This is a genomic window from Mesorhizobium sp. M1295, from assembly GCF_040318135.1.
Classification (GTDB): Bacteria; Pseudomonadota; Alphaproteobacteria; order Rhizobiales; family Rhizobiaceae; genus Mesorhizobium.
Window position 1 is genome coordinate 66916 of record NZ_JAMYLU010000021.1, and the last position, 25794, is coordinate 92709.

Genomic DNA, 25794 nt, shown 5'->3' on the forward strand with positions numbered 1-25794 from the left:
ATGCTTCGCGGCATTCAGCCGACGATCCGACTAGCAGTCTCTGATTGTTGTGGGGATCGGCAAGTCAACGTTGGCAGATAGCGCAAAACGCCTGACCTGGCCACTTATACCTGCCGCGGCTCCAGCGACACGTGGAGCCTCAACGAACTATCCGGTGGAGTCATGCCTCTGCTCTCCTTCTGTTCATTGTGACTGTCGTCGTCGAAGCGCTCATCGCATAACCCGCGGCGTCTCGCAGGCTAGCCCCAGGCCGCGAGGCCATCGAAAGACGGCCGGCTTCGTTGACGTTTGGAGTCTGCCCCCGTGACGCATGGACGTCAACCTTGAATAGCCGATTACCGAAAAATGTGATCGCGAGACGCTTTGTGAAGCCGGCTGTACGGGCAGCTTTTGTCAGGAGCGTGTTCGGCCTTTGTTCTTTCCGCTTGCCCGTTCGCGCGAAAGGCGGTTAAACGCTTTGGTCGAGAGTTGTGGCGTCTCTCGAAAAGGCGGCGAAATTACCTACATAGGGGATGGTCGGGAAAACCCGCCCATCCCACGAATTCCAGATTCTGAGGCGGCGACCGGCGATGGCCGACCATAAATATCTCTCCATTCGCGGGGCACGCGAACACAATCTGAAGAATGTCGATCTCGACCTGCCGCGTGACAGCCTGATCGTCATGACCGGGCTGTCGGGGTCCGGCAAGTCGTCGCTTGCCTTCGACACCATCTATGCCGAAGGCCAGCGCCGCTATGTCGAGAGCCTTTCGGCCTACGCACGGCAATTCCTCGAGATGATGCAGAAGCCGGACGTCGACCAGATCGACGGCCTGTCGCCGGCCATCTCCATCGAGCAGAAGACCACCTCGAGGAACCCGCGCTCGACGGTCGGCACCGTCACCGAGATCTACGATTATATGCGGCTTTTGTTCGCCCGCGTCGGCATCCCCTATTCGCCGGCCACCGGCCTGCCGATCGAGAGCCAGACGGTTTCGCAGATGGTCGACCGGGTGCTTGCGGTCGAAGAGGGCACCCGGCTGTTCATCCTGGCACCGATGGTGCGCGGCCGCAAAGGCGAGTACCGCAAGGAACTGCTCGAGCTGCAGAAAAAGGGTTTTCAGCGCGTCAAGGTCGACGGCGTCTTCTACGAGATCGCCGACGTGCCGGCGCTGGACAAGAAGTACAAGCACGACATCGACGTCGTCGTCGACCGCATCGTCGTGCGCGGCGATCTGGCGACGCGGCTCGCCGATTCCATCGAGACCGCGCTGAAGCTGGCCGACGGGCTGGCGGTGGCGGAATTTGCCGACAAGCCGCTCGACGCCAGCCAGACCGGCGAGGATTCGGTCAACAAGTCGAAGAACGAGACGCATGAGCGCATGCTGTTCTCGGAAAAATTCGCCTGCCCGGTGTCCGGCTTCACCATTCCCGAGATCGAGCCCAGGCTGTTCTCGTTCAACAATCCGTTCGGCGCCTGCCCGACCTGTGACGGGCTCGGCAGCCAGCGCGCCATTGACGCCAGCCTGGTCGTGCCCGACGAGAATGTCTCGCTGCGTGCCGGCGCCGTCAGCCCGTGGGCGAAGTCGACCTCACCCTATTATGCGCAGACGCTGGAAGCGCTGGGCGTTGCCTATGGCTTCAAGCTCGGCGACAAGTTCAAGGATTTGAGCGAAGAGGCAAAGCAAGCGATCCTGCACGGCACTGGCGAGCGCGAAATCGCCTTCCAGTATGATGACGGGCTGCGCTCCTACAAGACGACCAAGACCTTCGAGGGCGTCATCCCCAATCTCGAGCGCCGCTGGAAGGAAACCGAATCCGCCTGGATGCGCGAGGAGATCGAGCGCTTCATGTCGGCCACGCCCTGCCCGGCCTGCCGCGGCTACCGGCTGAAGCCCGAGGCGCTCGCAGTCAAGATCGCCGGCAAGCACATTGGCGAGGTCACCGAGCTGTCGATCCGCAAGGCTGACCAGTGGTTCACCGATTTGCCTGCTTCGCTTAACGACAAGCAGAACGAGATCGCAGTGCGCGTGCTCAAGGAAATCCGCGAGCGGCTGCGCTTCCTCAACGATGTCGGTCTCGACTATCTGACGCTGTCGCGCAACTCCGGCACGCTGTCGGGCGGCGAGAGCCAGCGCATCCGCCTCGCTTCGCAGATCGGCTCCGGCCTGACCGGCGTGCTCTACGTGCTCGACGAGCCGTCGATCGGCCTGCATCAGCGCGACAATGCCCGCCTGCTCGACACGCTGAAGCATCTGCGCGACATCGGCAACACGGTCATCGTCGTCGAGCACGACGAGGATGCCATCCTGCATGCCGACTACGTCGTCGATATCGGCCCGGCCGCCGGCATCCATGGCGGTCACATCATCGCCCAGGGCACACCGCAGCAGATCATGGCGACGCCCGCCTCGATCACCGGCAAATATCTGTCGGGCGAGCTCGAAGTGGCGACGCCTGCGGTTCGGCGCGAGGCGAAAAAGAACCGCCGGCTGAAGATCGTCGGCGCGCGCGGCAACAATCTGAAGAACGTCACCGCTGAAATCCCGCTCGGCACGTTTACCGCCGTCACCGGCGTGTCCGGCGGCGGCAAGTCGACCTTCCTGATCGAGACCTTGTTCAAGGCGGCGTCACGCCGCATCATGGGCTCGCGTGAGCATCCTGCCGATCACGACCGCATCGAAGGGCTGGAATTCCTCGACAAGGTCATCGATATCGACCAGTCGCCGATCGGGCGCACCCCGCGCTCCAACCCTGCAACCTATACCGGCGCCTTCACGCCGATCCGCGACTGGTTCGCCGGCCTGCCGGAGGCCAAGGCGCGCGGCTACCAGCCGGGCCGTTTCTCGTTCAACGTCAAGGGCGGCCGCTGCGAGGCCTGCCAGGGCGACGGCGTCATCAAGATCGAGATGCATTTTCTGCCCGACGTCTATGTCACCTGTGATGTCTGCCACGGCAAGCGCTACAACCGCGAGACGCTCGACGTGCTGTTCAAGGGCAAGTCCATCGCCGACGTGCTCGACATGACGGTCGAGGAAGGCGTCGATTTCTTCGCCGCCGTGCCCGGCGTGCGCGACAAGCTGGAGACGCTGAAACGGGTCGGCCTCGGCTACATCCATGTTGGCCAGCAGGCGACGACTTTATCGGGCGGCGAAGCGCAGCGCATCAAGCTCGCCAAGGAACTGTCGCGCAAGGCAACCGGCAAAACGCTCTACATCCTCGACGAACCGACCACCGGCCTGCATTTCCACGATGTCGCCAAGCTGCTTGAAGTGCTGCACGAGCTGGTCGACCAGGGCAACACGGTCGTCGTCATCGAGCACAATCTAGAGGTGATCAAGACCGCTGACTGGGTTCTCGATCTTGGCCCCGAAGGTGGTGACGGCGGCGGCGAGCTGGTGGCGTCCGGCACGCCGGAGGACATCGTTCGCGAAAAGCGCAGCTATACCGGGCAGTTCCTGAGGGAATTGCTGGAGCGGCGCCCCGGAGGCAAGCGCGAAGCGGCGGAGTGATGGCAAAGAACGGTCTCATCACGGTCCAAAGCAGCTTCGGCGTGGCCGAAACCATCGATCGCCTGGTCGAGACTGTGGAACGTGCAGGATTGCTGGTCTTCGCCCGCATTGACCACGCCGCCGGTGCGCGCAATGTCGAAACATCACTGCGTCCAACCCAACTCCTGATTTTCGGCAATCCCAAAGGCGGTACGCCACTGATGCAGGACCGGCAGCTTGCCGGCATCGATCTGCCGGTCAAGGCGTTGGCCTGGGAGGACGAGCAAGGCAAGGTCTGGCTCTCCTACAATGACGCACACTGGCTGGCGGAACGCCACGGCTTGGGCGACGCTAGTCGCAATGCCGTCGCTGCGATCGCCGCCGGCATGGACAAGGTGATTGCGGCCGCTGCCGGCGCGGGCCAGTTTTGATCATAAGAGCCGCTCGGGCCGATGATCTCCCTACGGTGATCTCGCTCACCACCGACGCCTACGCGCCCTACACTGCCCTGTTCGGAGCGCCGCCGATCCCCGTCACCGAGGACTATGCGCCGCGCATAGAACGCGGCGAGGTCTGGCTTTCGGAGCAGTACGGACAGCCGGCCGGCCTGATCGTTCTCGAACGGCACGATGACCACACAGTGATCTTCAGCGTCGCCGTTGCGCCCGCCTTTCAAGGCAAGGGTTTCGGCATAGCGCTGCTCGACTGGGCCGAGCAACAGACGCGCCTGTGGAGCTTGCCTGAAATCCGACTCTACACCAATTCCAGAATGGAACGGAACGTTTCGTTGTATAAGGCCTACGGCTTTCGCGAAACGGGTCGCCGGCCCAATCCATATCGGCCAGGATGGACGGTCGTCGACATGGCGAAAGCCGTCGAGACGACCGCCATCGCGTGATCCTTTTTCTGCAAACCGGGAGGACTACCATGACTCAATCAGGAACAATCCGCGCTGGCATGGGCGGCTGGACCTTCGAGCCCTGGGACACGTCCTTCTACCCGGACAAATTGTCGAAGGCCAAGCAGCTGAATTACGCCAGCCGGCAGGTGCCGACCATCGAGGTCAACGGCACCTATTATTCGAGCTTCAAGGAGCCGACCTTCGTCAAATGGGCCAACGAGGCGCCGGATGGTTTCGTCTATTCGCTGAAGGGCAACCGCTTCGTCACCAACCGCCGCGTGCTCGGCGAGGCCGGCGAATCGGTGATGCGCTTCCTCGGGTCGGGCGTCGCGGCACTTGGCGACAAGCTTGGGCCGATCCTGTGGCAGTTCGCGCCGACCAAGCGGTTCGACCCGGACGACTTCGAGGCGTTCCTCAAGCTATTGCCGGAGAAGCAGGACGGCGTTGCGCTGCGCCACGCGGTCGAGGTGCGCAATGACAGCTTCGTCGTGCCCGAGTTCGCCGCCTTGGCACGCAAGCACAAGGTCGCGATCGTTTTTGCTGATCATGCTAAATATCCAGCGATTGCCGACGTCACCGGCGATTTCATCTATGCGCGGCTGCAGACCGGCAGCGACGACAATCCCGATTGCTATACGCCCAAGGCGCTCGACGAATGGGCGGCCCGCGCCAAGACTTGGGCGCAGGGCAAGGTACCGGCCGAGCTGCCGCGCGCCGATCCTTCGACCGACGCGCCGGTCAAGCCACGCGACGTATTCGTCTACTTCATCACCGAGGGCAAGGTCCGCGCTCCATTCGGCGCCATCGCGCTGATGAAGCGGGTCGCAGGCTGACGCCCCGCTGTCGGCGGTCCGGCTGGCCGGCTCCTAGATTACCGCCTATGCGGCGCGCTCGTCCGGACGCCGATCAACCCTGACGATCTCGTTGAAAGCATCGAGATCGACATAGAAGACCTTGGTGATCTCCGCGATAAGTTCGTCGTGTTCATATCCCTGCGATTTCAGAATGTTGATGGCGGTTATGATGTCGATACGCTCCGTGAGCCGTCGTTTCTGGTAGTCCTCGACATAGCGCTCCATCGTCTGGCCCTGGCTCCCAAGCACCCGAAATGTTGGACGACAACAGATCGCTGGAGGGAGCGGCTTGCGCGCAAGCGGCCCGCGCCTTCCCCTGATCTGCCAATTTGGAACTGGTACGGAAAGCGGCCGACTCACCAAGGCCAAGCAAAATCTAGCACGCAATCTTCGGCGCGCCAGAGTTGCAAAGTAATAGAATCAATAAGAATTCAGACGGTCAGGAATTTCCGCACGTCCGCCCGGTCGAGATCCTCGGCGGGGCCGGTATGGACGATCTGGCCGCGGTCCATGATATTGACCTCGTCGGCCAATTCCCGGCAGAAATCGAGATATTGTTCGACCAAAAGCACGGCAATGCCGGCTTGGTCGCGCAGATAGCGGATGGCGCGGCCGATATCCTTGATGATCGACGGCTGGATGCCTTCGGTCGGCTCGTCGAGCACCAGCAGTTTCGGCCGCATCACCAGTGCCCTGCCGATGGCAAGCTGCTGCTGCTGGCCGCCGGACAGATCGCCGCCGCGGCGCGCGAGCATCTGCTTCAGCACCGGAAACAGCTCGAAGACGTGACCGGGAATGTTGCGGTCGGCGCGCTTCAGCGGCGCGAATCCCGATTCGAGGTTTTCCCGCACCGTAAGCAGTGGAAAGATCTCCCTGCCCTGCGGCACGAATGCGATGCCCGACCGGGCGCGATCATACGCCGCGCTCCGGTCGAGCGCCTTCCCCTCGAAGGCAACACTTCCGCTCGTCAGCCGGTGATGGCCGACGATCGATCTCATCAAACTGGTTTTGCCGACGCCGTTGCGGCCGAGCACACAGGTGATCTTGCCGGCGCCGGCCTTTAGCGAGACGCCGCGCAGCGCCTGGGCGGCGCCGTAATGCAGCGTGGCATTGGAGACTTCGAGCATGGTCAGCGCTTTCTCCAACGCCTGAAAAACGAAAGGTCGAAATGATGGAACGGAACGCGCCAGACCATGCTCATCTCCCCAGGTAGACTTCGACGACGCGCTCGTCGGCCGAAACGAAGTCGAGCGAGCCCTCGGAAAGTACCGAGCCTTCGTGCAGGCAGGTAACCTTGACGCCGAGCTCGCGCACGAAATGCATGTCGTGCTCGACGACGATGATCGAATGGTCGCGCGCGATGTCTCTAAGCAGCCGCGCGGTTTCCTCAGTCTCGGCGTCTGTCATGCCGGCAACCGGTTCGTCGACCAGCAGCAGCTTCGGATCCTGCGCCAAAAGCATGCCGATCTCGAGCCATTGTTTTTGGCCATGGCTCAAATTGGCGGCGAGTTCGTCGCGCTTGTCGCCAAGCCGGATGATGCCGAGAATGTCGTCGATCTGCCGCGCTTCCGCGGCCGAGCGACGATGGAACAGTGCCGGGAAGATCGAGCGCGGGCCTTTCAGCGCCAGCATCAGATTGTCCTCGATCGTGTGGCTTTCGAAGACGGTCGGCTTCTGGAATTTACGGCCGATGCCCATCATGGCGATTTCGGCCTCGTCGTGTTTAGTCAGGTCGACCTCGCCGTCGAAGAAGACCTCGCCCGCGTCGGGCCGCGTCTTGCCGGTGACGATGTCCATCATCGTCGTCTTGCCGGCGCCGTTGGGGCCGATGATCGCCCGCATCTCGCCCTTGTCGAGCACCAGCGACAGGTTGTTGATGGCGCGAAAACCATCGAAGGAAACCGACACGCCGTCGAGATAGAGGATGGTGTTGCTCTTCGACATCAGGCCATCACTCCGCCGGCTGCGGTTCGGCACCGGAGGCCGACCAGTCGCCCGGCCTTCTCGCCGCCGAGCGATCGGTTTTCGGCGGCACCGGCGTGTCAGGATCGGTGCCGGCTTCCTCGGCAATCGAGGCTGCCCGCAGCGCCTTGGCATTGCCGCGCCAGGAATCCCACATGCCGATGATGCCCTTGGGCAGGAACAGCGTGACGGCGACAAACAGGCCGCCCAGCGCAAACAGCCAGAACTCCGGCAGCACGCCGGTGAACCAGGATTTACCGGCATTGACCAGAAGCGCGCCAATGATCGGTCCGACGATGGTGCCGCGCCCGCCGACGGCCGCCCACACCACCACCTCGATCGAATTGGACGGCTCGAACTCGCCAGGGTTGATGATGCCGACCTGCGGCACGTAAAGCGCACCGGCGATGCCGGCCATCACCGCCGACACGGTGAAGGCGAACAGTTTGACGTTCTCTGCCCGCCAGCCGAGAAAGCGCGTGCGGCTTTCGGCGTCGCGCACCGCCATCAAAAGCTTGCCGTATTTGGAACCGACGATTGCCCAGGTGACGAAGACGGCAAACGCGAGCATGACGGCGCTGGCCGCGAAAAGCGCCGAGCGTGTCATGTCGGCCTGCACGTTGAAGCCTAGAATGTCCTGGAAATCGGTCAGGCCGTTATTGCCGCCGAAACCCATGTCGTTGCGGAAAAAGGCAAGCAGCAGCGCATAGGTCATCGCCTGGGTGATGATCGACAGATAGACGCCGGTGACGCGGCTGCGGAACGCAAACCAGCCGAAGACGAAGGCGAGCAGGCCGGGCACCGCAAGCACCATGACCGCCGCGAACCAGAAATGGTCGAAGCCATACCAGAACCACGGCAATTCCTTGTAGTTCAGGAACACCATGAAGTCGGGCAGCAGCGGATTGCCGTAGACGCCTCGCGAGCCGATCTGGCGCATCAGGTACATGCCCATCGCATAGCCGCCGAGCGCGAAGAAGGCGCCGTGGCCGAGCGAGAGGATGCCGCAATAGCCCCAGACGAGATCGAGCGCCAAGGCGAGCAGTGCGTAGCAGAGATATTTGCCGGTGAGCGCCACGATATAAGACGGCACGTAGAAGGAACTTGTCGGCGAGACCGCAAGGTTGAGCAGCGGCACGACGATGGCGGCCGCCAGCAGGACGAAGATGGTGATGGCGACGCGACGATCGGCGCCGGCGGCAAAGAAACGTCCCGTGATCATGCTTCCACCGACCTGCCCTTGAGCGCAAACAAGCCGCGCGGGCGTTTCTGGATGAACAGGATGATCAGCACCAGGACGACGATCTTGCCGAGCACCGCTCCGGCATAAGGTTCGAGGAACTTGTTGACGATGCCGAGCGAGAAGGCGCCGACCAGCGTGCCCCAGAGATTGCCGACACCGCCGAAGACGACGACCATGAAGCTATCGATGATGTAGCCACGACCGAGATTGGGCGAGACGTTGTCGATCTGGCTGAGCGCGACACCGGCTATGCCGGCAATGCCGGAGCCGAGTGCAAACGTCAGGGCGTCGACCCACGGCGTCCTGATGCCCATCGAGGCGGCCATGCGGCGGTTGGCGGTGACGGCACGCATCTGCAGCCCCCAAGGCGTGCGCTTCATCACGTAGAGCAGCACCGCGAACACGCCAAGCGCGAATACCAGGATCCAGAGCCGGTTCCATGTCACGGCAAGCTGGCCGATATTGAACGAGCCGGACATCCATGACGGGTTGCCTACCTCCTGGTTGGTCGGCCCGAAGATGGTGCGTACGGCCTGCTGCAGGATCAGCGACACACCCCATGTCGCCAGCAGCGTCTCCAGCGGCCGGCCGTAGAGGAAGCGGATCAGCCCGCGCTCAATGACAAGGCCGACGAGCGCCGCCACTAGGAAGGCCAGCGGCAAGGCGATGACCAGCGACCAGTCGAACAGACCGGGAAAGGAATTCCGGATCACCTCCTGCACGACGAAGGTCGTGTAGGCACCGAGCATGACCATCTCGCCATGCGCCATGTTGATGACGCCCATGACGCCGAAGGTGATGGCCAGGCCAATCGCCGCCAGCAGCAGCACCGATCCGAGCGATATGCCGTACCAGATATTCTGGCCGGCATCCCACAGCGCCAGCGTCGAATTGATATTGGCGATCGCAGCCGTCGCCGCGTCCTTCACCGCACCTTCGGAATTGGCCTCTACAGACGTGAGCAGCGACACCGCATCGCGGTCGCCGCGCGCGCCGATGAGAGCGATAGCCGCCAGTTTGTCGGCCTCCGGCCTGTCGGAAACGAGAACCGACGCGGCGCGGGCATGTTCGAGCAGCGCCTTGACGCTTGCCACGCTCTCATTGGCGATGGCGGTGTCGAGCGGCTCGATGTTTGCCGCGTCCGGCGTCTTGAACATGGTGTCGGCGGCGGCAATGCGCACGGCCGGGTCCTTGGAGCCAAGCGTCAGTGTGCCCAGCGCGTCGCGGATGACGCGGCGCAGCGTGTTGTTGACTTTGATCTTGGTGATGTCGGCCTTGGCAGCTTCGCCCGATTTTTCGCCGGTGAGCGCATCGAGCAGCTCAATACCGTCGCCGCTCTCCTTGCCGACAAAGACCAGTGAATCGGCCTTGCGGACGTAAAGGCTGCCCTCCGCAAGCGCGGCAAGCGGCCGTTCGACGGCCGGATCGCCGGAAGCCGCAAGCTCGCGCACGACGGCTTCGATCGCCGGAAAATTGGCGGCAGTGGCGAATTTGGCGATGACGGCGCGCAGATCTGCTTCGCTGGCGTTCGACGGCAGCAGCGCCCCCAGGAGGAGCAGCAGCATCAGGCCAATCGCGCGGATCAGGATCATCGGTTTCTGGTGGCTCTTGGAGGTTGAATGTCGCCTCCGGGCAGGCTGGAGAAAGGAGCCCGCCCGGAGGCTTTGCGGTCTGGGAGGACAGACCGGGAGGATTAGTTGGTTCCCTTGCCGCCGCATTTGCCGGTGGCAACGTTGAAGTTGCCGCAGGATAGAGGCGCGCGCCAATCGGAGATCAGGTCCTTGGAGTCGGGCAGGTAGTCGGACCATTCGTCGCCCATCACCAGGCCCGGCGTCTGCGAGACGGTTTCGAACTGGCCGTCGGCCTGGATTTCGCCGATCAGCACCGGCTTGGTGATATGATGGTTCGGCATCATGGTCGAATAACCGCCGGTCAGGTTCGGCACCGAGACGCCGACCATGGCGTCGATGACCTTGTCCGGATCGGTGGTACCGGCCTTCTCTACCGCCTTCACCCACATGTTGAAGCCGATATAGTGGGCTTCCATTGGGTCGTTGGTGGTGCGCTTGTCGTTCTTGATGAATTTGTGCCAATCGGCGATGAACTTCGCGTTCTCGGGCGTGTCGACGCTCTCGAAATAATTCCAGGCGGCGAGATGGCCGACGAGCGGCGCGGTGTCGAGACCGGCAAGCTCTTCCTCACCAACCGAGAAGGCCATGACCGGAATATCCTCGGCCTTGATGCCCTGATTGCCGAGTTCCTTGTAGAACGGCACGTTGGCGTCGCCGTTGACGGTCGAGACGACAGCGGTCTTCTTGCCGGCCGAGCCGAACTTCTTGATTGCCGAGACTTCGGTCTGCCAGTCGGAGAAGCCGAACGGCGTATAGTTGACCATGATGTCTTCGGCAGCAACGCCCTTCGCCTTCAGATAGGCTTCAAGAATTTTGTTGGTGGTGCGCGGATAGACATAGTCGGTGCCTTCGAGCACCCAGCGCTTCACCGAACCGCCATCCTCGCTCATCAGATAGTCGACCGCGGGAATGGCTTGCTGGTTCGGCGCCGCACCGGTGTAGAACACGTTGCGCTCGCTCTCCTCGCCCTCATATTGAACCGGGTAGAACAGGATGTTGTCGAGTTCGCTGAACACCGGCAGCACCGATTTGCGCGACACCGAGGTCCAGCAGCCGAACACCGCCGCGACCTTGTCCTTCGAGATCAGCTCGCGCGCTTTTTCTGCGAACAGCGGCCAGTTGGAAGCCGGATCGACGACCACCGCCTCGAGCTTCTTGCCGAGCAGGCCACCCTTGGCATTCTGCTCTTCGATGAGCATCAGCATGGCGTCCTTTAGCGTCGTCTCCGAGATCGCCATGGTTCCCGACAGCGAATGGAGGATGCCGACCTTGATGGTGTCGTCGGCCGCCTTGGCGGGAATGCTCATCAGCAGGCCGGCGGTGACCACGCCGGCCGAAAACATTTTTGTTATTGTCGAGAAACTGCCCCTCATACTTTTAAACTCCCAAGCTGGTTAACTGCATCGGAACAGACCATGCAACGGCTGTGCCAATTACCGGAGCAAGATCGGAAGATCTGAGATTTCCCAGCTCTGTCAGTCGGTTAATGTATTAGGCGCAGGAGATGAACCTCGCCTGCCAGGTTCGAACTGAGAAAAGATCACCCGTATCAGCCTAAGTTTTACTCATGTACGGGCCAATGCCCGAATTTTGAGCAGCATCACAAGAGCACTGGCGAGGATTGCAGCGCCGCAGCGAAATGGGGCAAGTTCGAACCCTTAAACGAGCGACGCCATGGCCTTCCGAACGTCTTGCATTTTCATCACCATGCTTCTGCTGGCGACGACGACTGTAGCGCGCGCCGGCTTCAGCGACGGCAAGCTGCCGGACGGCCCCTATCATTGCGAAGTCTATCTGCTTGGCATGTTCCTCAGCCTCGGCGACATCACCATCAAGGGAAACGTCTATAGCGGTCCGGTGAGCTTCGGCACCGCGCGGCAGAGTTATAACTACCAGATGGATGCAGACGGGGTGATCACTTGGCTGGGTCCGCTGGGCGGCTACACCAGCGGCGGCAACTCGATCTCGCTTACGCAAGCGACGCTGGAAAGCGGAACCACCCCCTCCTTCGACATCATCATGAAGCAGCCGGACGGTGCCTTTACCGCCTCGACCTGCACCAAACGTTGAAAAAAATATGCGCAACCTCGTGAGAATTAGCACCGGAAGGCAGAGAGCCGCCTAGCTCTCCGCCGCCACGTCGAGCGCCAGCCGGGTCATATTGGTGAAAAGCCCCTGGCGTTCTGCATAGTCGGTCTGCTCGCCGGTTGCCACATTGTCGACGACGGTCAGGATCGACAGTGCCCGGGCACCAAAATCGGCCGCGATGCGGTAGAGCGCGCTGGTTTCCATGTCCACGGCGAGCGCGCCCTGTGCCTGCGCTTCGGCAAAGCGCTCACGCCCCTGCGGATGATAAAAAATATCGCTGCAGATGGTCAGGCCGGCCCGCTGGTCGATGCCGAGTTCGGCGGCCCGGGTCAACGCCTGGGCCAACAATGCCGGATCGGGGCTGGCGTTGGCACGATAGAGCCCGAAACTCTGAACGCTTTCTGAGCTTTCACCGCGCACCGATTGCGCGATCACCAGACTGCGCAGCGCCAGCTCGGCGGTCAGCCCGCCGCAGGTGCCGGTGCGGATCAGTGTTTTCGCACCATAGAAATCCAGCAGCTCGTGCACGTAGACCAGGAATGACGGGACGCCGATGCCGGTGGACTGGATGCTGATAGGCTTGCCGCGAAACAGGCCGGTAAAACCAAGCGCGCCGCGGCGGCGGTTGACGCAGCGCGGCGCCTCCAGAAAAGTCTGCGCCATCCATTCGGCGCGCTGCGGATCGCCCGGCAGCAGCACCGTGCTTGCGTAGTCGCCCTTGCTGGCCTCGTTGTGTGGCGTCACGGCATGCTTTCCAAAACCCGTCGCCCGTTTCGCCTGCAATCATGGCAGTCTCACGGCATTGCGCAAGCGGAGCATTGGAAGGGTCAGGATTCCAGCATGTCCTTGACGATCGTGGCCAATTGCTTGAGCGAAAACGGCTTGGGCAAAAAGCCGAAATGTGCGTCGGCCGGCAAGTTCTTGGCGAATGCGTCTTCCGCATATCCGGACACGAAGATGAACTTGATGTCGGGCTGCCGCTTGCGCAATTCGCCAAGCAGCGTCGGGCCGTCCATTTCCGGCATCACCACGTCTGAGACCACGATGTCGACCTTGCCGCCGAGCGCTTCGTAGACTTCAAGCGCCTCGACGCCCGACGACGCCTCGTGGACGGTGTAGCCGCGCGACTTTAGTGCACGCATGCCGCCCATGCGTACGGCGTCCTCGTCCTCGACCAGCAGCACCGTGGCCGAGCCCGACAGATCCTTGGCTGAGTCGGCGATCTTGGCAGGTGCGGCCGGCACTTCTCCAGCCTCGCCCGCCTTCCTTGCCTCCGCAATGTGCCGCGGCAGGAAGATGCGGAACAGGGATCCCTTGCCGACTTCGGAATCGCAGAAGATGAAGCCGCCTGTCTGCTTGATGATGCCATAGACCATGGACAGGCCGAGGCCCGTTCCCTTGCCAACCTCCTTTGTCGTGAAGAAGGGCTCAAAGATCTTTTTCAGCACATCAGGCGCGATACCGCTGCCGCTGTCCTCGACCTCGACCAGCACATAGTCGGCCGGAGTAAGTTCGCGATAGGAAAAGGTCTTGCATTCCCCGGCGCTGACGTTGCGGGTGCGAACGGTGAGGTCGCCGCCGGCCGGCATCGCATCGCGCGCATTGACCGCCAGATTGACCACCACTTGCTCGAACTGCCCGATATCGACCCTGACCGGCCACAGGTCGCGGCCATGGTCGATCTTGAGCTTGATATCGTTGCCGACCAGACGGGCAAGCAGCATCCTTAGGTCGGCGAGCACGTCGGTCAGGTTGAGCACCTCCGGTCGCAGCGTCTGCTTGCGCGAGAAGGCCAGCAACTGCCGCACCAGCGAGGCCGCCCGGTTGGCATTCTGCTTGATGTTCATGATGTCCGGGAACGACGGATCGGACGGCCGGTGGTTGGTCAAAAGCAGGTCTGAGGCCATGATGATGGCGGTCAGCACATTGTTGAAATCATGCGCGATGCCGCCGGCGAGCTGGCCGACCGCCTGCATCTTCTGGCTCTGCGCCATCTGGCCCTCGAGGGCCTTTTGCTCGGTGGTCTCGACGGCATAGACGATGGCCGATTCCTCGGCGCCCTCGCCGCCGGTGCCGTCTGCGACCGCATTGACGTAGAAGCGTATGTGTCGTTCCTCATTGCCGGGCAGCACCGTATCGATCGGCTCGATATCAGCCTGTTGCTGGCGTGCCTTTTCGAACGCCGCGGCGAAGGCCGGCCGGTCGCGCTCGTGGATCACCGTATCCAGCCGCACACGCCGATCGACCGCGTCGCGGTCGACGACCGAGGAAAATAGCGACAGGAACGGCGCATTGGTGCGCAGGATGCGACCGGCATGGTCGACGCCGGCAATCGCCATCGGCGTCGAGTTGAAGAATCGCGTGAAGCGTATTTCCGAGGCGCGAAGGTCGGCCGAAGCGTCCTCGCCTTGCGTCCGGTTGAGCACGATGGTGCGAGTCGGGCCGTTGAGCCCCTCTCGGCTGGCCGAAACACGATGCATGAAGCGCACCGGCAACGCCTCCCCGGTCATCGTCGTCAGATCGAGATCGATAACGGCATTGCGCGTGGTACCCGCGTCGGCCTTGACCGAACGGACCAGCGCCATGCCGTCGCCGGCGACGATCTCCGGCAGCGTGATGGCGCCGGGGGTGAAGCTGGCCAGGTCGATGCCCAGCCACTCCGCAAGGGTCGCGTTGATATAGGTGACGCGGCCTTCCTGGTCGGCCGAAAAGAAACCGGCCGGCGCGTGGTCGAGGTGATCGATGGCCTTTTGCAGGTCGAGAAAGAACCGCTCCTGCTCGGCCCGTTCCCGCGAGATATCAGCAAGCTGCCAAGCAAGCATGGGCAGCCGCTGGCCTGGAACGCTGAACGCGCGGGCCCGGACGCGGTACCAGCGCGCGCCCGATTCGGCGCCTGGCCGAATGGACTGCGCGAGCCGAAACTCGCCGTCGCCCGCCTGGCCGTCGCGCAGGCCTGACGCCAGCCGGTATATGGTCACTGAGGCCTCGGGAACGTCTGAAAGCAAACCTTCGACCGTCTTGAGGTCGGCGGCCGACTCGGCGCCAGTCATGTCGGCATAGGTCCGGTTGGCGTAGATGATCCGGCCTTTGGTATCGGTGACCAGGAGGCCTTGCGACATCGAATCGACGAAAGCTTTCGACAGTTCGTCGCTTGTCGAGCGCGGCGTGACGTGCACGAAGCCGATCGCAGTGGCGAACAGAAAGCCGACGCCGATCATCGCCAACACGCCAAGCATGCCGAGCAGGAATGGGTCGCCAAGTCGCTCGCGGAAAAGGCCGAAGACGATCGCTGCCCCCGTCAGGACGACGATGAAGACGATGAGCCGGGTGACCGCGCCCGGTCGCGTGTTCTGGTCGACGATAGGTACCGGATAGAAATCGCCGCGCGCTTCCTTGGCCATGTTCCCCCTGCTCGTGAATTCCGGTGTCGGTTGAATCATATTCTCAGGGTCGGGAAAAGGCCCGGCGGCAAATGTCCGCTAAAAAGACGCCGTTCCGCTCCCGGTGTTTCAAGCTGTTCACGAAGCGTGAAAGGCAACTTGCGGTGGCCTGCCGCAACAGTCTAGTGTCGCGTCTCTTCGAAAGCTGATTTTGGGGGAACCAATGCTGCAATGGCTGGATGGCGTGGCGGGTCCTGGTTATGCCGCGGCAATCCTGTGGACGTTTGCAGTACTTGTCCTTCTGCTCATCATTCTTCTTATCATCAGGCTGGTCCGCAGCCTGACCTTCGGAACATTCGTCGCCGGCGGCAGGAACCGCAAGACGCGGCTGGCGGTCATGGATGCCACAGCGGTCGACAGTCACCGGCGGCTGGTGCTGGTGCGCCGCGACGATATCGAGCACCTGCTCTTGATCGGTGGTCCGACCGACGTCGTCGTCGAGCGCGACATCAGGCTCTCGGCGCTGCGCCGCCCGGCATTGACCGGAGATAACAGCCACCAGCCGGCAGCAAGATCGGCTCAGACCACAGCCGCGCCGGTGAGGCAAGCGCCGCCGCAGGCGGCAAGCGTAGCCGCAACCCCTGTCCGAGCCCGCCAGACGGCGACAATGCCGGCAACAATGCCGGCACCGGCGCCGAAACCGCCATCGAACGTCACACCGTTGCCAAATTATGGATCCGTCAACGCCAATGCTTCACGGCATGCGCCGCCGCCGACAAGACAGGACTCCCCGGCAAGATACGAGCCGCCGGCACAGCACGAGTCGATCGACGATGCGCTGATGAAGGAGCTGGAGGTTTCCCTCGACGAGCCACGCTTCAGCCAAACGCCGAGCAAGCCGGTGGCGAAGGCATCGCCCTCTCTCGACGACGAGATGACGAAGCTCCTCGGCGAGTTGTCCAATCAGAAAAGATAGGCTGATAGCGAACGGCCAATGAAAATGGCCGGAAAACCGGCCATTTTGAACGCTTTACCGATGCCGCTCTGTTTTTCCCGCCGACTCAGTCGTCGCGGTACACCTTCTCGCGCCGCTCATGGCGCTCCTGTGCCTCGATCGACAAGGTCGCGATCGGGCGCGCGTCGAGCCGCTTCAGCGCGATCGGCTCGCCTGTTTCCTCGCAATAGCCGTAGGTGCCTTCGTCAAGGCGCTGGAGGGCGGAATCGATCTTCGAGATGAGTTTTCGCTGGCGATCGCGGGCGCGAAGTTCGATGGCGCGGTCGGTTTCTGAGGAAGCCCGATCGGCGAGATCGGGATGGTTGGCGTTTTCCTGCTGCAGGATTTCGAGAGTTTCGCGCGCTTCGCGCAAGATGTCGTTCTTCCAGGTGACGAGCTTCAGGCGAAAGTAGGATTTCTGCCGCTCGTTCATGAACGGCTCGTCTTCGGAGGGTACGTAATCGGCGGTAACGATGTCGTTCATTCGACTCACCCAACAAACCCCAAATTTGGCGCCTATATATTCGCGGACCGAAAACTGCACAAGGTCAATCGACGACTGTTTCACGCAATTGTTAGTCCCGGACAAACGGCATCCGCGATGCCCTTTTTGCGAAGAATACGACCGAATTCATACATGATTCGCTATGCTTGAAGGACGCTTGCCATTGCGCACGGAGCTCTTCTGATGGCAAATCCTGCGGCGTATTGACGGGTTCGGTGCCCGGCACAACGGGGATCCGGTGACCAGACTTTACCTGCTGAGGCATGCGAAGGCCGGCTGGGCGCTGCCCGGCGTCGCCGACTTCGACCGCCCGCTCTATACATCTGGCTTCGCCGATGCCGAAGCGATGGGCGTGCTGATGCGTTCTCGCAAATACGTACCGGGCCTCACCCTGTGCTCAAGCGCCAGGCGTGCCCGCCAGACGCTGGAAAGCTTAGCTGGCCATACGGACACGGGCCGGGTGCTGTTCTTTGACGCGCTCTACAACGACGATGCCGCCGCGTACCTCGCTGCCGTCCGGCAGAATGGCGGGCTGGACGCCCTGCTCGTCATTGGCCACAATCCGATGATTGAGGATCTCGCCATGGCGCTCTCAGGCGACGGCAACGAGACCGCGCGGGCCATGCTGAACCACGGCTTCCCGACCTCCGCACTTGCGGTGGTCCGGTTCAACGGCAGTCTTGCGGAGGCTGCGCCTGGCGCCGGCTATCTCGAAGCCTTCCTGACGCCTGCCGATATCTGAGGCCATTTCAAAGCCGCGCCTCAAAGCCTATATCGGTGGCTGACCGGCCCCGCGAGAACAGATTTTGGCATCATCACTGACGACTTTCACCGACGAGGCGAAGATCGCCTTGGATACGTTGTCAGGCCGCGCTGCCGGGCTTTTCGCTCCGTCGCTGCGTCTTGGCGTGACCGGGCTGTCCCGCGCCGGCAAGACGGTGTTCATCTCGGCCCTTGTGCACAATCTGGTCCATGGCGGACGCTTGCCGCTGTTTGAGGCACAAAAATCGGGGCGCATCGCCAGGGCCTTTCTCGAAGAGCAGCCGGACGACGCCGTACCACGCTTCCAGTACGAGGATCACATCGCGGCTCTTGTCGACGACCGTGTCTGGCCGGACTCGACGCGTGCGATTTCCGAACTGAGGCTCACCATCGAATACGAATCGGCCTCCGGTTGGAGCCGCATGTTTTCCGCCGGCAAATTGTCCGTCGACGTCGTCGATTATCCCGGCGAATGGCTGCTCGACCTGCCGCTGCTCGGCAAGTCCTACGCCGATTTTTCGCGTGAGGCCTTCGAGATGGCCGTGTTGCCGGTGCGTGTCGATCTTTCGCGGGAATGGCAGGCGCTCTCTGCCTCCGTCGACCCCAACGACGACGCCGACGAGATGACGGCGCGCCGTCTCGCCGAGAGCTTCGCCGCCTACCTCAAGGCCTGCAAGCTTGACGAGCGGGCGCTTTCGACCCTACCGCCCGGCCGCTTCCTGATGCCCGGCGATCTTGAAGGATCGCCGGCGCTGACCTTTGCGCCGCTGCCGAAACTCGGCCTCGGGCGCGCCCGCTCCGGATCGCTGCAGGCGATGATGGAGCGGCGCTACGAGGCTTACAAGACGTATGTCGTCAAACCGTTCTTTCGCGAACACATCACGCGCCTCGACCGGCAGATCGTGCTCATCGACGCCTTACAGGCATTGAACGCCGGCCCCGGTGCTATGGCCGATCTGGAACGCGCGGTCACCGAAATCCTGTCCTGTTTCCGGCCCGGCCGGGGCAACTTCCTGACCGACCTGTTTTCAAGACGCATCGACCGCATATTGGTGGCCGCGACCAAGGCCGACCATCTGCACCACGAAAGCCACGACCGGCTGCAGGCGATCGTGCGGCGGCTTGCCGACCGCGCCGTGGCGCGGGCGAATTTCACTGGTGCCGACGTCGACGTCGTCGCCATGGCGGCCATGCGCGCGACTCGGGAAGGCACGGTCAAGCAGGGCCGTGAGACTTTGCCGGTCATTATCGGCACGCCATTGCGTGGCGAAAAAATCAATGGCGAAACCTTTGACGGAAAGACCGAAACAGCCATATTTCCCGGTGATTTGCCGGAGAAAGTTGATGCGGTGTTCGATGGTTTCGAATCGAAGCACCAGCAGAACGATGACGACCCGGCGATCCGCTTCGTGCGCTTTCGCCCGCCGAAACTCGAGCGCACGGCCGAGGGCGTGACGCTGTCGCTGCCGCATATCAGGCTCGACCGCGCGGTGCAGTTCCTGATCGGAGATCATCTCGCATGAGCGCGCCCCGCAGACCGGCGGCCTTTCGCATCGAGCCGGAGCCCCAGCCGAAGGTAGATCCGACGGCTCGCCATTCCGGGGCCGAGGCCGCGCCGGCGCGAAAGCCGCGTAACGTGAAGGCGGATCTTGCCGTGGTCACACCGGCGGAGATCGACGTCTTCGACGAGCCTGATGTCGTCGCTGCCGAACCGCCGCCGGCGATTGCGCCGCGAAAACGTTCGCTGCTTGGCTGCCTGTTCTTCGGCGCGCTGGGCGTTCTGGTTTCGCTCGCCCTTGGCCTCTGGACCGACCAGCTGATTCGCGACCTGTTCGAGCGCGCCGAGTGGCTGGGCTGGCTGGCGGCCGGAATGGCATTGATCGCCATCCTGGCGCTTGTAGTCATCCTTATCCGCGAATTCGTGGCGATTGCTCGCCTCGCCGAGGTCGAAAAGTTGCAGAAGCGGGCGCTCGATGCGATTGCCCGCGATGATCCGAAGGCCGCCCGCGCCGTGGTCGACGAGTTGTCGGCATTTGTCGCGGCCAAGCCCGAAACCGCGGCCGGCAGGCGCTCGCTGGCCGAATTGCGCGGCGAGATCATCGATGGCGGCAATCTGGTGCGGCTGGCCGAGACCGAGATCCTCGGCCCGCTCGATGCCCGCGCCAAGATGATGATCCTCGAAGCGGCGAAGCGCGTGTCCCTGGTGACCGCGGTCAGTCCGCGCGCGCTGGTCGACGTCGCTTATGTCGTGTTCGAAGCCGGCCGGCTGATTCGCCGTCTGTCGGAGCTCTATGGCGGCCGCCCCGGCACGCTAGGCTTTTTTCGCCTGGCGCGCAGCGTTCTCGCCCATCTCGCGGTCACTGGGTCGATCGCCGTCGGCGACAGTTTCGTCCAGCAGATCGTCGGCCATGGCCTTGCGGCTCGGCTCTCGGCCAAGCTCGGCGAAGGCGTCGTCAACGGCATGATGACGGCGCGCATCGGCATTGCAGCGATGGAAACGGCAAGGCCCCTGCCCTTTAACGCCGTCAGGCGTCCAGGATTGGGCGATTTCCTTTCCGCGCTGACCTCCTTTGCGGCAAAGAAAGAAAAAGAAACATCCGCTTCCGAGACGTGACTACCGCCTTGGGGTGACAAAGCATTAACCAATCTTGTTCATGGTCGGAAGCGTCCAAACCAGTCTCTTTGTTGCCGGGTGTCGTCGATGAAAAGCGTTATTTTGTCCAACGTGCTGCACGTGGCGCTCGCCCTTGTCGCAACCATCGGCATTGCCGGAAAGGCTTCGGCGGCGGAACCGGACAAGCAGTTCTTTCGATCGGTCGAGGGCAAATGGGTCGGCCCCGGAGAAATCGTTGCCGGCAAATACAAGGGCACGAAATTCACCTGCAGCTTCATTGGCTCGACGCCTGACGGCAAGGTCGGCATGTCGCTCGACGGCGGCTGCCGGGTCGGTATGTTCACCCAGCAGATGTCGGCAACGATCGAACACATGGGCCGGCAGGGCTACAAGGGCAGCTTCATGGGCGGGGCCGCCGGCTCCGGCCTCGACATTATCGGCGGCAATGTCGTCGATGCGCACAAGGTGGTTTTCACCATTAATCGTAATCAGTTGCGCGGCGTGATGCAGGCGCTTGTCCCCGACGACAATTCGATGACGGTGACCGTTGCCGTGCGGGTCGACCAGCAGCTGGTCCCGGTCATCGGTATGAAGTTGAAGCGGATCGATGCAGTCGAGGTCGGCTCCATAACTCCGAACTGAGCTTTCGGCGTGAAAAGGCGGCAACCAAACGCCGCCGCCGTCCTTGACATGCAGATGGGTGCTCAGCCCTTGATCGCTGCAATCAACTCGTCATAGGCCTTGCAGGCCTCGGCTGCTGTCGTGCCGCCCTGATACTTGGTTGTGACCGCCTGGACCTTGGCTGTGAGGTCGGCTGCCTTGGCCGGATCCTTGGTGATAGCAGCCTGAAGTGCCGCAGTCATGTCCTGAGCCTTCTTGGTCAGCATCTCGGTCGTGCACTCCGGCGCCTTCGAACAGGCAGAGCCGGCAAGTGCCGCGATGCCAACGGCAACCAGCAAAAACTTCTTCATGTCAGTCATCTCCTCAAAAAGGGCCGTGACTTGATCGTCGCTCACCCTCCACTGGCCGAAGCCGGGCGTCCTTAGCGCCGGATAGCGAAAACAAGCAACGCCTGGAAGGCCATTATCCTGTGCAGTGCGCCTGCAATATCGCCTGCACAATGCGCCGGATTCACACTGTTCGATCCGCTCCGAAGCCCCTATCTTGGCCGCTTGACTCCCAGGAGAGCGGAAGGGCAGGCATGGCGGCAGAGGCATCGAACAGCGATCTGATCCAGGTGGTGGCGCTGCTTGCCGCCGGCGTCGTTGCAGTGCCGATCTTCAGGCGCATGGGACTTGGCTCCATCCTCGGCTATTTGGCGGCCGGCGTCGTGATCGGCCCATTCGGGCTGCGCGTCTTTTCCGAATCGGAAGCCATTCTTCATGTCGCCGAACTCGGCGTCGTCATGTTCCTGTTCATCATCGGGCTGGAGATGCAGCCGTCACGCCTATGGGGCCTGCGCCGCGAGATTTTCGGGCTTGGTGCGCTGCAGGTCGGCGTCTGCGCGGTTCTGCTGACCGGCGTCGGCCTGGCGGGAGGTTTCCCGATCGCGCAATCCTTCGTCGCTGGCGCCGGTTTCGTACTCACCTCGACGGCAATCGTCATGCAATTGCTGGAAGAACGCGGCGACCTGGCAACGCCCAAGGGCCAGCGCATCGTCTCGGTCCTGCTTTTGGAAGATCTGGCCATCGTGCCGCTGCTGGCGCTGATCGCCTTCCTCGCGCCGGGCGGCGCCGATATGAGCCTGTCGGATAGGTTGACGGAGGTCGGCATCGGCCTTGCCGCGATCGTCGGGCTGGTGGTTGCCGGGCGCTATCTGCTCAATCCGTTCTTCCGTATCCTGGCGGATGCGCGCGCCCGTGAGGTGATGACCGCAGCTGCCCTTCTGGTCGTTCTCGGGTCAGCGCTCGCCATGCAGCTTTCCGGCCTGTCGATGGCCATGGGCGCCTTCCTGGCCGGCGTGCTTTTGTCGGAATCGACCTTCCGCCACCAGCTGGAGGCCGACATCGAACCGTTCCGCGGCATTCTGCTCGGGCTGTTCTTCCTCGCCGTCGGCATGTCGCTCGACCTGCATGTCGTCGTCGTCAACTGGCAGCTCATTGCCATCTATGTCGTCGCCTACATGGTGATGAAGGCGATCGGCATCTATATCGTTGCCCGCGTCCTCAAAACCGACCATCGGGAAGCGCTCGAGCGCGCCGTCTTCATGGCGCAAGGCGGCGAATTCGCCTTCGTCCTCTATTCCGCGGCGGCTGCGGTGGGCATTATCGACGGCCAAGCCAATGCGATGCTGACCGCCATTGTCATCATTTCCATGGTGCTGACGCCGTTGGCGATCATTGCACTGCGGTATCTGACGCCGCGCGACGAGCAGTCGCTTGAAGGCGTCGATGTCGCCAACGGCCTGACCGGCAGCGTGCTGATCATAGGCTTTGGCCGGTTCGGCCAGATCGCCAGCCAGCCGCTTTTGTTGCGCGGCATCGACGTGTCGATCATCGACAACGAGGTCGAAATGATCCAAGCAGCGGCCGATTTCGGCTTCAAGGTCTATTACGGCGACGGCACGCGGCTGGACATCCTGCGAGCCGCGGGAGCCGGGCGGGCACGCGCCGTGCTGATCTGCGTTGACAAGCCCGATGCCGCCGTGCGCATCGCGGAACTGATCAAGGCGGAGTTTCCCTTGCTGACAGTGCTGGCACGGGCGTTCGACCGCGGCACCGCGTTGCAGCTCATCCGTGCCGGCGTTGACTATCAGCTCCGCGAGACGTTCGAATCGGCGCTTGTCTTCGGCGGCTCGACGCTGGAAGCCCTCGGCGTCGACCCGGAAGAGGTCGCCGAGGTAGTCGAGGACGTCCGCCGCCGCGACGCTGCCCGTTTCGAGCTTCAACAGGCCGAAGGCATCCGCGCCGGACGGCGCTTCCTCAAAGGCAATATTGGCACCCCCATCCCGACGCCGCTCAGCACACCACGCCGCGCGGGTCAGGCGCTCAATGAGGAAACCGCCGGCGTGCTGCAGAAATCCGAGCCGGCCGATTAATCCTTGGGAAGATGCGAATGATGGATGAACTGGACGAACGCGCGCTCTCCGTAACCAGATTCTGGCGCCACGCCGGGGAGGACGCATGGTTCGAGAAGAACGACGCTTTTGATGCCGACTTCCGCACCCGGTTTCTCGATCTGCACTTCGCCGCCGCCCGCCGCGAATGCGACGGCTGGTCCGAACACGCCGAAGGGTCGCTGGCACTGATGATCCTGCTCGACCAGTTTCCGCGAAACTGCTTTCGCGGCACTGGCCACATGTACGCCACGGACCCGCTGGCGCGGCATTTTGCCGGGAAGGCGATCGCTGCCGGCCATGACTTGGCGCTCGACGAAGAGCTCCGCGTCTTTCTTTATCTGCCCTATGAGCATTCGGAGGATCTCGCCGATCAGCTCAAATCGATGGAGCTTACCGCGGCCAAAGCCCCGTCCTATCTGAAATATGCGGTAGAACACCGCGACATCATCCAGCGCTTCGGCCGCTTTCCACACCGAAACAGGATGCTTGGCCGGGAGACGACACCGGACGAACAAATGTTCCTCGACGGTGGTGGGTTTTCCGGCTGATTTTCGGCCACCAATGGCGGCAGCGTCAGGTCTTCCACCATTTCCGGCCTGACGGCAGCCGTTCAATACCCGACGTGTCGACGGCGGCCAGTCGCTCCGACACGCTCTTGCCGTCGACCACAAGCTTCGGTGCAATTTCTGCCAACGGTGCCAGCACGAAGGCGCGCTCCAGCATGCGCGGATGCGGCACCTCCAGTCCGGTCTCGTGGATGATGCGGTCACCGAACACCAGAATGTCGATGTCGATCAGGCGCGGACCCCAGCGCTCCTCCCGCACCCGCTTCAGTTTTCGCTCGGCGTCGAGGCAAAGGTCGAGCAAAGCCCGCGGCGCAAGCGCGGTCGAGATCTCGGCCGCCGCATTGAGGAAATCCGGCTGATCGAGCTTGCCCCAGGGCGGCGTTCGGTAGAGCGACGAAACGGCAACGACGCGCGTGCTCTCGTCGGCATCCAGAATGCCCAGTGCCGCAGCCATCGACTTCGCCGGATCACCGAGATTGCCGCCAAGGCTGAGATAGACGGTGTTGTTGTTACTATTCTGGCCAGACAACGGTCACCTCGACATGATCGAGCACACCCGGCACCGGGGCGTTCGGCTTGCGCACGGTGATCTCGGCCTTTTTGATCTGCGGAAACCGCGCCGTCAGCGCCCTCGCCACTTCGAGCGCCAGCGCTTCGATCAGAAAGCGCCGCTCGCCGGTAATGATCTTTTCGATGACCGCAAAGGCGATGCCGTAATTGACGGTGTCCTCGATAGAATCGTCGACCAGCGCCCGCCCGGGGTCTACCGTGAGCGCCGCATCGACATAAAAGCGCTGGCCGAGCGTCTCCTCTTCGTCCAGCACACCGTGCCGGGCGAAGAAGGCGCAGTTCTTCATGCGGATGACATACATGGCTCAGCTTTCCCCGATCTCACGTGCGAGCATAGCATCGGCAATAGCCAACGCATCCACGTTGATTGCGACATCGTGGACGCGAAAAAGATGCGCGCCTTTGAGCCTCAGGATGACGCTTGTGGCGGCGGTTCCGGCGCCCCTTGCCGCTGCGTCGCGGCCGGTGACGGTGCCGATAAAGCGCTTTCGCGATGTGCCGGCCATCAGCGGAAAGCCCAGCGCACGAAGCTCGGAAAACCGTGCCATCAGGTCAAGGTTTTCCGCGGCTGTCTCCTTGGCGAAGCCGAAGCCCGGATCGAGCACGATGTGGTCGTCGGCAACACCGCTCCGTTGCGCGATTTCCAGCGACTTCCTGAGGAAGAAGAGCTGATCGGCAATCACGTCGGGCAGTTTCTGCCGGTCCCGTCCCGTGTGCATGATGACAAGGCCGGCGCCGGTTTCGGCAGCGACGCTGGCAATGCCCGGCTCGCGCTGCAGGCCCCAGACGTCGTTGACGATATGTGCACCGGCTTGGACGGCAAGCCGCGCCGTATCCTGGCGATAGGTATCGACCGAGATCAGCGTTCCGCCAGACGTCGCGAGCGCCTCGATGATGGGCACTATGCGGGCCTGCTCTTCCTTTGCAGACACCGGAGAGGCACCGGGACGCGTCGATTCTCCGCCGATGTCGATGACGGAGGCTCCCTCCTCCACCATACGGCGCGCCTGGTCCACCGCTTTTTCCGGGGCATCGAACAGCCCGCCGTCGGAAAAACTGTCCGGCGTGACGTTGAGGATGCCGACGACGATGGCCTTGCCGCCAAGGTCAAGATGGCGCCCATGCGCCAGCTGCCATCGCCCTGTCATCATTGCCCATCAACCATGTTCGATCCCACGTCATGACCGGGGATCAAT

At 62.5% G+C, this 25794-nt stretch carries 25 protein-coding genes; 12 read left to right on the forward strand and 13 right to left on the reverse strand.

Annotated elements, in window-relative coordinates; translation table 11 throughout:
* Positions 1-569: 569 nt before the first annotated feature.
* From uvrA to NKH29_RS25190, 4 genes are read left to right on the forward strand one after another with little or no spacing between them, the layout of a single operon-like run.
* Positions 570-3491, forward strand: a complete 2922-nt coding sequence (gene uvrA / locus NKH29_RS25175; protein WP_352789224.1) for an excinuclease ABC subunit UvrA — start codon at positions 570-572, stop codon at positions 3489-3491.
* Positions 3491-3901: a DUF302 domain-containing protein gene (locus NKH29_RS25180; protein ID WP_023717804.1), complete on the forward strand. Its 411-nt coding sequence runs from the start codon at positions 3491-3493 to the stop codon at positions 3899-3901. Before uvrA ends, NKH29_RS25180 begins: the two co-directional genes overlap by 1 nt.
* Positions 3898-4368, forward strand: coding sequence for a GNAT family N-acetyltransferase (locus NKH29_RS25185; RefSeq protein WP_353000797.1), 471 nt, complete (start codon positions 3898-3900; stop codon positions 4366-4368). Before NKH29_RS25180 ends, NKH29_RS25185 begins: the two co-directional genes overlap by 4 nt.
* A gap of 29 nt (positions 4369-4397) precedes the next feature.
* Positions 4398-5204 (forward strand): DUF72 domain-containing protein, encoded by an 807-nt coding sequence (locus tag NKH29_RS25190; RefSeq protein ID WP_352494575.1) that lies wholly within the window; start codon positions 4398-4400, stop codon positions 5202-5204.
* Between the two features lie 45 nt (positions 5205-5249).
* Here the strand turns inward: NKH29_RS25190 and NKH29_RS25195 are convergent, their stop codons facing one another.
* The 6 genes from NKH29_RS25195 to urtA form a co-directional block, all read right to left on the reverse strand.
* Positions 5250-5450 (reverse strand): hypothetical protein, encoded by a 201-nt coding sequence (locus tag NKH29_RS25195; RefSeq protein WP_353000799.1) that lies wholly within the window; start codon positions 5448-5450, stop codon positions 5250-5252.
* 206 nt (positions 5451-5656) lie between these two features.
* Positions 5657-6352 (reverse strand): urea ABC transporter ATP-binding subunit UrtE, encoded by a 696-nt coding sequence (gene urtE / locus NKH29_RS25200; protein ID WP_126041867.1) that lies wholly within the window; start codon positions 6350-6352, stop codon positions 5657-5659.
* Between the two features lie 70 nt (positions 6353-6422).
* The gene (gene urtD, locus NKH29_RS25205; RefSeq protein WP_352789221.1) at positions 6423-7169 is read right to left on the reverse strand and encodes an urea ABC transporter ATP-binding protein UrtD; all 747 of its coding nucleotides are present in this window, start codon (positions 7167-7169) and stop codon (positions 6423-6425) included.
* A 7-nt stretch (positions 7170-7176) separates the two neighbouring features.
* Positions 7177-8409 carry an urea ABC transporter permease subunit UrtC gene (gene urtC / locus NKH29_RS25210; protein WP_353000801.1) on the reverse strand — a complete coding sequence of 411 codons (1233 nt, stop codon included), beginning with the start codon at positions 8407-8409 and terminating at the stop codon, positions 7177-7179.
* Positions 8406-10022, reverse strand: coding sequence for an urea ABC transporter permease subunit UrtB (gene urtB, locus NKH29_RS25215; protein ID WP_352494573.1), 1617 nt, complete (start codon positions 10020-10022; stop codon positions 8406-8408). Before urtB ends, urtC begins: the two co-directional genes overlap by 4 nt.
* 101 nt (positions 10023-10123) lie before the next feature.
* Positions 10124-11434: an urea ABC transporter substrate-binding protein gene (gene urtA, locus NKH29_RS25220; RefSeq protein WP_352448748.1), complete on the reverse strand. Its 1311-nt coding sequence runs from the start codon at positions 11432-11434 to the stop codon at positions 10124-10126.
* 301 nt (positions 11435-11735) lie between these two features.
* Here urtA and NKH29_RS25225 point away from each other — a divergent pair, with 301 nt between their 5' ends.
* Positions 11736-12131: a hypothetical protein gene (locus tag NKH29_RS25225; RefSeq protein WP_352482241.1), complete on the forward strand. Its 396-nt coding sequence runs from the start codon at positions 11736-11738 to the stop codon at positions 12129-12131.
* Between the two features lie 51 nt (positions 12132-12182).
* Here NKH29_RS25225 and NKH29_RS25230 read toward each other — a convergent pair whose 3' ends face one another.
* Both NKH29_RS25230 and cckA read right to left on the reverse strand, forming a co-directional pair.
* Positions 12183-12893, reverse strand: a complete 711-nt coding sequence (locus NKH29_RS25230; RefSeq protein ID WP_023717814.1) for a purine-nucleoside phosphorylase — start codon at positions 12891-12893, stop codon at positions 12183-12185.
* 83 nt (positions 12894-12976) lie between these two features.
* Positions 12977-15550 carry a cell cycle histidine kinase CckA gene (cckA, locus tag NKH29_RS25235; protein ID WP_352494572.1) on the reverse strand — a complete coding sequence of 858 codons (2574 nt, stop codon included), beginning with the start codon at positions 15548-15550 and terminating at the stop codon, positions 12977-12979.
* 202 nt (positions 15551-15752) lie between these two features.
* On the opposite strand from cckA, the gene NKH29_RS25240 reads away from it, so the two are divergent.
* Positions 15753-16505, forward strand: coding sequence for a flagellar biosynthetic protein FliO (locus tag NKH29_RS25240; RefSeq protein ID WP_031193614.1), 753 nt, complete (start codon positions 15753-15755; stop codon positions 16503-16505).
* Positions 16506-16590: 85 nt separating this feature from the next.
* On the opposite strand, the gene dksA is transcribed toward NKH29_RS25240, so the two are convergent.
* The gene (gene dksA, locus NKH29_RS25245; RefSeq protein WP_023717816.1) at positions 16591-17007 is read right to left on the reverse strand and encodes an RNA polymerase-binding protein DksA; all 417 of its coding nucleotides are present in this window, start codon (positions 17005-17007) and stop codon (positions 16591-16593) included.
* A gap of 259 nt (positions 17008-17266) precedes the next feature.
* Between dksA and NKH29_RS25250 the strand changes: the two genes are divergently transcribed.
* The 4 genes from NKH29_RS25250 to NKH29_RS25265 all read left to right on the forward strand — a co-directional run bounded on the left by NKH29_RS25250 (position 17267) and on the right by NKH29_RS25265 (position 21046).
* Positions 17267-17770, forward strand: coding sequence for a SixA phosphatase family protein (locus NKH29_RS25250; protein WP_023717817.1), 504 nt, complete (start codon positions 17267-17269; stop codon positions 17768-17770).
* 64 nt (positions 17771-17834) lie between these two features.
* The gene (locus tag NKH29_RS25255; RefSeq protein WP_023717818.1) at positions 17835-19313 is read left to right on the forward strand and encodes a YcjX family GTP-binding protein; all 1479 of its coding nucleotides are present in this window, start codon (positions 17835-17837) and stop codon (positions 19311-19313) included.
* Positions 19310-20404, forward strand: coding sequence for a YcjF family protein (locus NKH29_RS25260; RefSeq protein WP_023717819.1), 1095 nt, complete (start codon positions 19310-19312; stop codon positions 20402-20404). The genes NKH29_RS25255 and NKH29_RS25260 overlap by 4 nt, the downstream gene beginning before the upstream one ends.
* 87 nt (positions 20405-20491) lie before the next feature.
* Positions 20492-21046, forward strand: coding sequence for a hypothetical protein (locus NKH29_RS25265; RefSeq protein WP_023717820.1), 555 nt, complete (start codon positions 20492-20494; stop codon positions 21044-21046).
* A gap of 62 nt (positions 21047-21108) precedes the next feature.
* Here NKH29_RS25265 and NKH29_RS25270 read toward each other — a convergent pair whose 3' ends face one another.
* On the reverse strand, positions 21109-21375 hold the full coding sequence (locus NKH29_RS25270) for a hypothetical protein (protein WP_023717821.1): 267 nt from the start codon (positions 21373-21375) through the stop codon (positions 21109-21111).
* A gap of 230 nt (positions 21376-21605) precedes the next feature.
* Between NKH29_RS25270 and NKH29_RS25275 the strand changes: the two genes are divergently transcribed.
* Both NKH29_RS25275 and NKH29_RS25280 read left to right on the forward strand, forming a co-directional pair.
* Complete coding sequence (locus NKH29_RS25275; protein WP_023717822.1) at positions 21606-23441, forward strand: monovalent cation:proton antiporter-2 (CPA2) family protein; 1836 nt, start codon at positions 21606-21608, stop codon at positions 23439-23441.
* A 20-nt stretch (positions 23442-23461) separates the two neighbouring features.
* On the forward strand, positions 23462-24010 hold the full coding sequence (locus tag NKH29_RS25280) for a DUF924 family protein (protein ID WP_031193615.1): 549 nt from the start codon (positions 23462-23464) through the stop codon (positions 24008-24010).
* 25 nt (positions 24011-24035) lie between these two features.
* On the opposite strand, the gene folK is transcribed toward NKH29_RS25280, so the two are convergent.
* The 3 genes from folK to folP are packed head-to-tail and all read right to left on the reverse strand — an operon-like array spanning position 24036 to position 25749.
* The gene (gene folK, locus NKH29_RS25285; RefSeq protein ID WP_023717824.1) at positions 24036-24557 is read right to left on the reverse strand and encodes a 2-amino-4-hydroxy-6-hydroxymethyldihydropteridine diphosphokinase; all 522 of its coding nucleotides are present in this window, start codon (positions 24555-24557) and stop codon (positions 24036-24038) included.
* Entirely contained in the window at positions 24541-24900 is a 360-nt protein-coding gene (gene folB / locus NKH29_RS25290; RefSeq protein ID WP_023717825.1) for a dihydroneopterin aldolase, read from the reverse strand. The genes folK and folB overlap by 17 nt, the downstream gene beginning before the upstream one ends.
* Before the next feature lie 3 nt (positions 24901-24903).
* Entirely contained in the window at positions 24904-25749 is an 846-nt protein-coding gene (folP, locus tag NKH29_RS25295) for a dihydropteroate synthase (protein ID WP_023717826.1), read from the reverse strand.
* Positions 25750-25794: the final 45 nt, after the last annotated feature.

Coding starts and splice junctions, on each gene's coding strand:
- dksA (WP_023717816.1), bottom strand. CDS start 17,007: ATGAACGACATCGTTACCGCCGATTACGTACCCTCCGAAGACGAGCCG.
- cckA (WP_352494572.1), bottom strand. CDS start 15,550: ATGGCCAAGGAAGCGCGCGGCGATTTCTATCCGGTACCTATCGTCGAC.
- NKH29_RS25240 (WP_031193614.1), top strand. CDS start 15,753: ATGCTGCAATGGCTGGATGGCGTGGCGGGTCCTGGTTATGCCGCGGCA.
- NKH29_RS25260 (WP_023717819.1), top strand. CDS start 19,310: ATGAGCGCGCCCCGCAGACCGGCGGCCTTTCGCATCGAGCCGGAGCCC.
- urtD (WP_352789221.1), bottom strand. CDS start 7,169: ATGTCGAAGAGCAACACCATCCTCTATCTCGACGGCGTGTCGGTTTCC.
- NKH29_RS25190 (WP_352494575.1), top strand. CDS start 4,398: ATGACTCAATCAGGAACAATCCGCGCTGGCATGGGCGGCTGGACCTTC.
- folB (WP_023717825.1), bottom strand. CDS start 24,900: ATGTATGTCATCCGCATGAAGAACTGCGCCTTCTTCGCCCGGCACGGT.
- NKH29_RS25275 (WP_023717822.1), top strand. CDS start 21,606: ATGGCGGCAGAGGCATCGAACAGCGATCTGATCCAGGTGGTGGCGCTG.
- folP (WP_023717826.1), bottom strand. CDS start 25,749: ATGATGACAGGGCGATGGCAGCTGGCGCATGGGCGCCATCTTGACCTT.
- urtA (WP_352448748.1), bottom strand. CDS start 11,434: ATGAGGGGCAGTTTCTCGACAATAACAAAAATGTTTTCGGCCGGCGTG.
- uvrA (WP_352789224.1), top strand. CDS start 570: ATGGCCGACCATAAATATCTCTCCATTCGCGGGGCACGCGAACACAAT.
- NKH29_RS25265 (WP_023717820.1), top strand. CDS start 20,492: ATGAAAAGCGTTATTTTGTCCAACGTGCTGCACGTGGCGCTCGCCCTT.
- urtC (WP_353000801.1), bottom strand. CDS start 8,409: ATGATCACGGGACGTTTCTTTGCCGCCGGCGCCGATCGTCGCGTCGCC.
- NKH29_RS25280 (WP_031193615.1), top strand. CDS start 23,462: ATGGATGAACTGGACGAACGCGCGCTCTCCGTAACCAGATTCTGGCGC.
- urtE (WP_126041867.1), bottom strand. CDS start 6,352: ATGCTCGAAGTCTCCAATGCCACGCTGCATTACGGCGCCGCCCAGGCG.
- NKH29_RS25195 (WP_353000799.1), bottom strand. CDS start 5,450: ATGGAGCGCTATGTCGAGGACTACCAGAAACGACGGCTCACGGAGCGT.
- NKH29_RS25180 (WP_023717804.1), top strand. CDS start 3,491: ATGGCAAAGAACGGTCTCATCACGGTCCAAAGCAGCTTCGGCGTGGCC.
- urtB (WP_352494573.1), bottom strand. CDS start 10,022: ATGATCCTGATCCGCGCGATTGGCCTGATGCTGCTGCTCCTCCTGGGG.
- NKH29_RS25270 (WP_023717821.1), bottom strand. CDS start 21,375: ATGAAGAAGTTTTTGCTGGTTGCCGTTGGCATCGCGGCACTTGCCGGC.
- NKH29_RS25225 (WP_352482241.1), top strand. CDS start 11,736: ATGGCCTTCCGAACGTCTTGCATTTTCATCACCATGCTTCTGCTGGCG.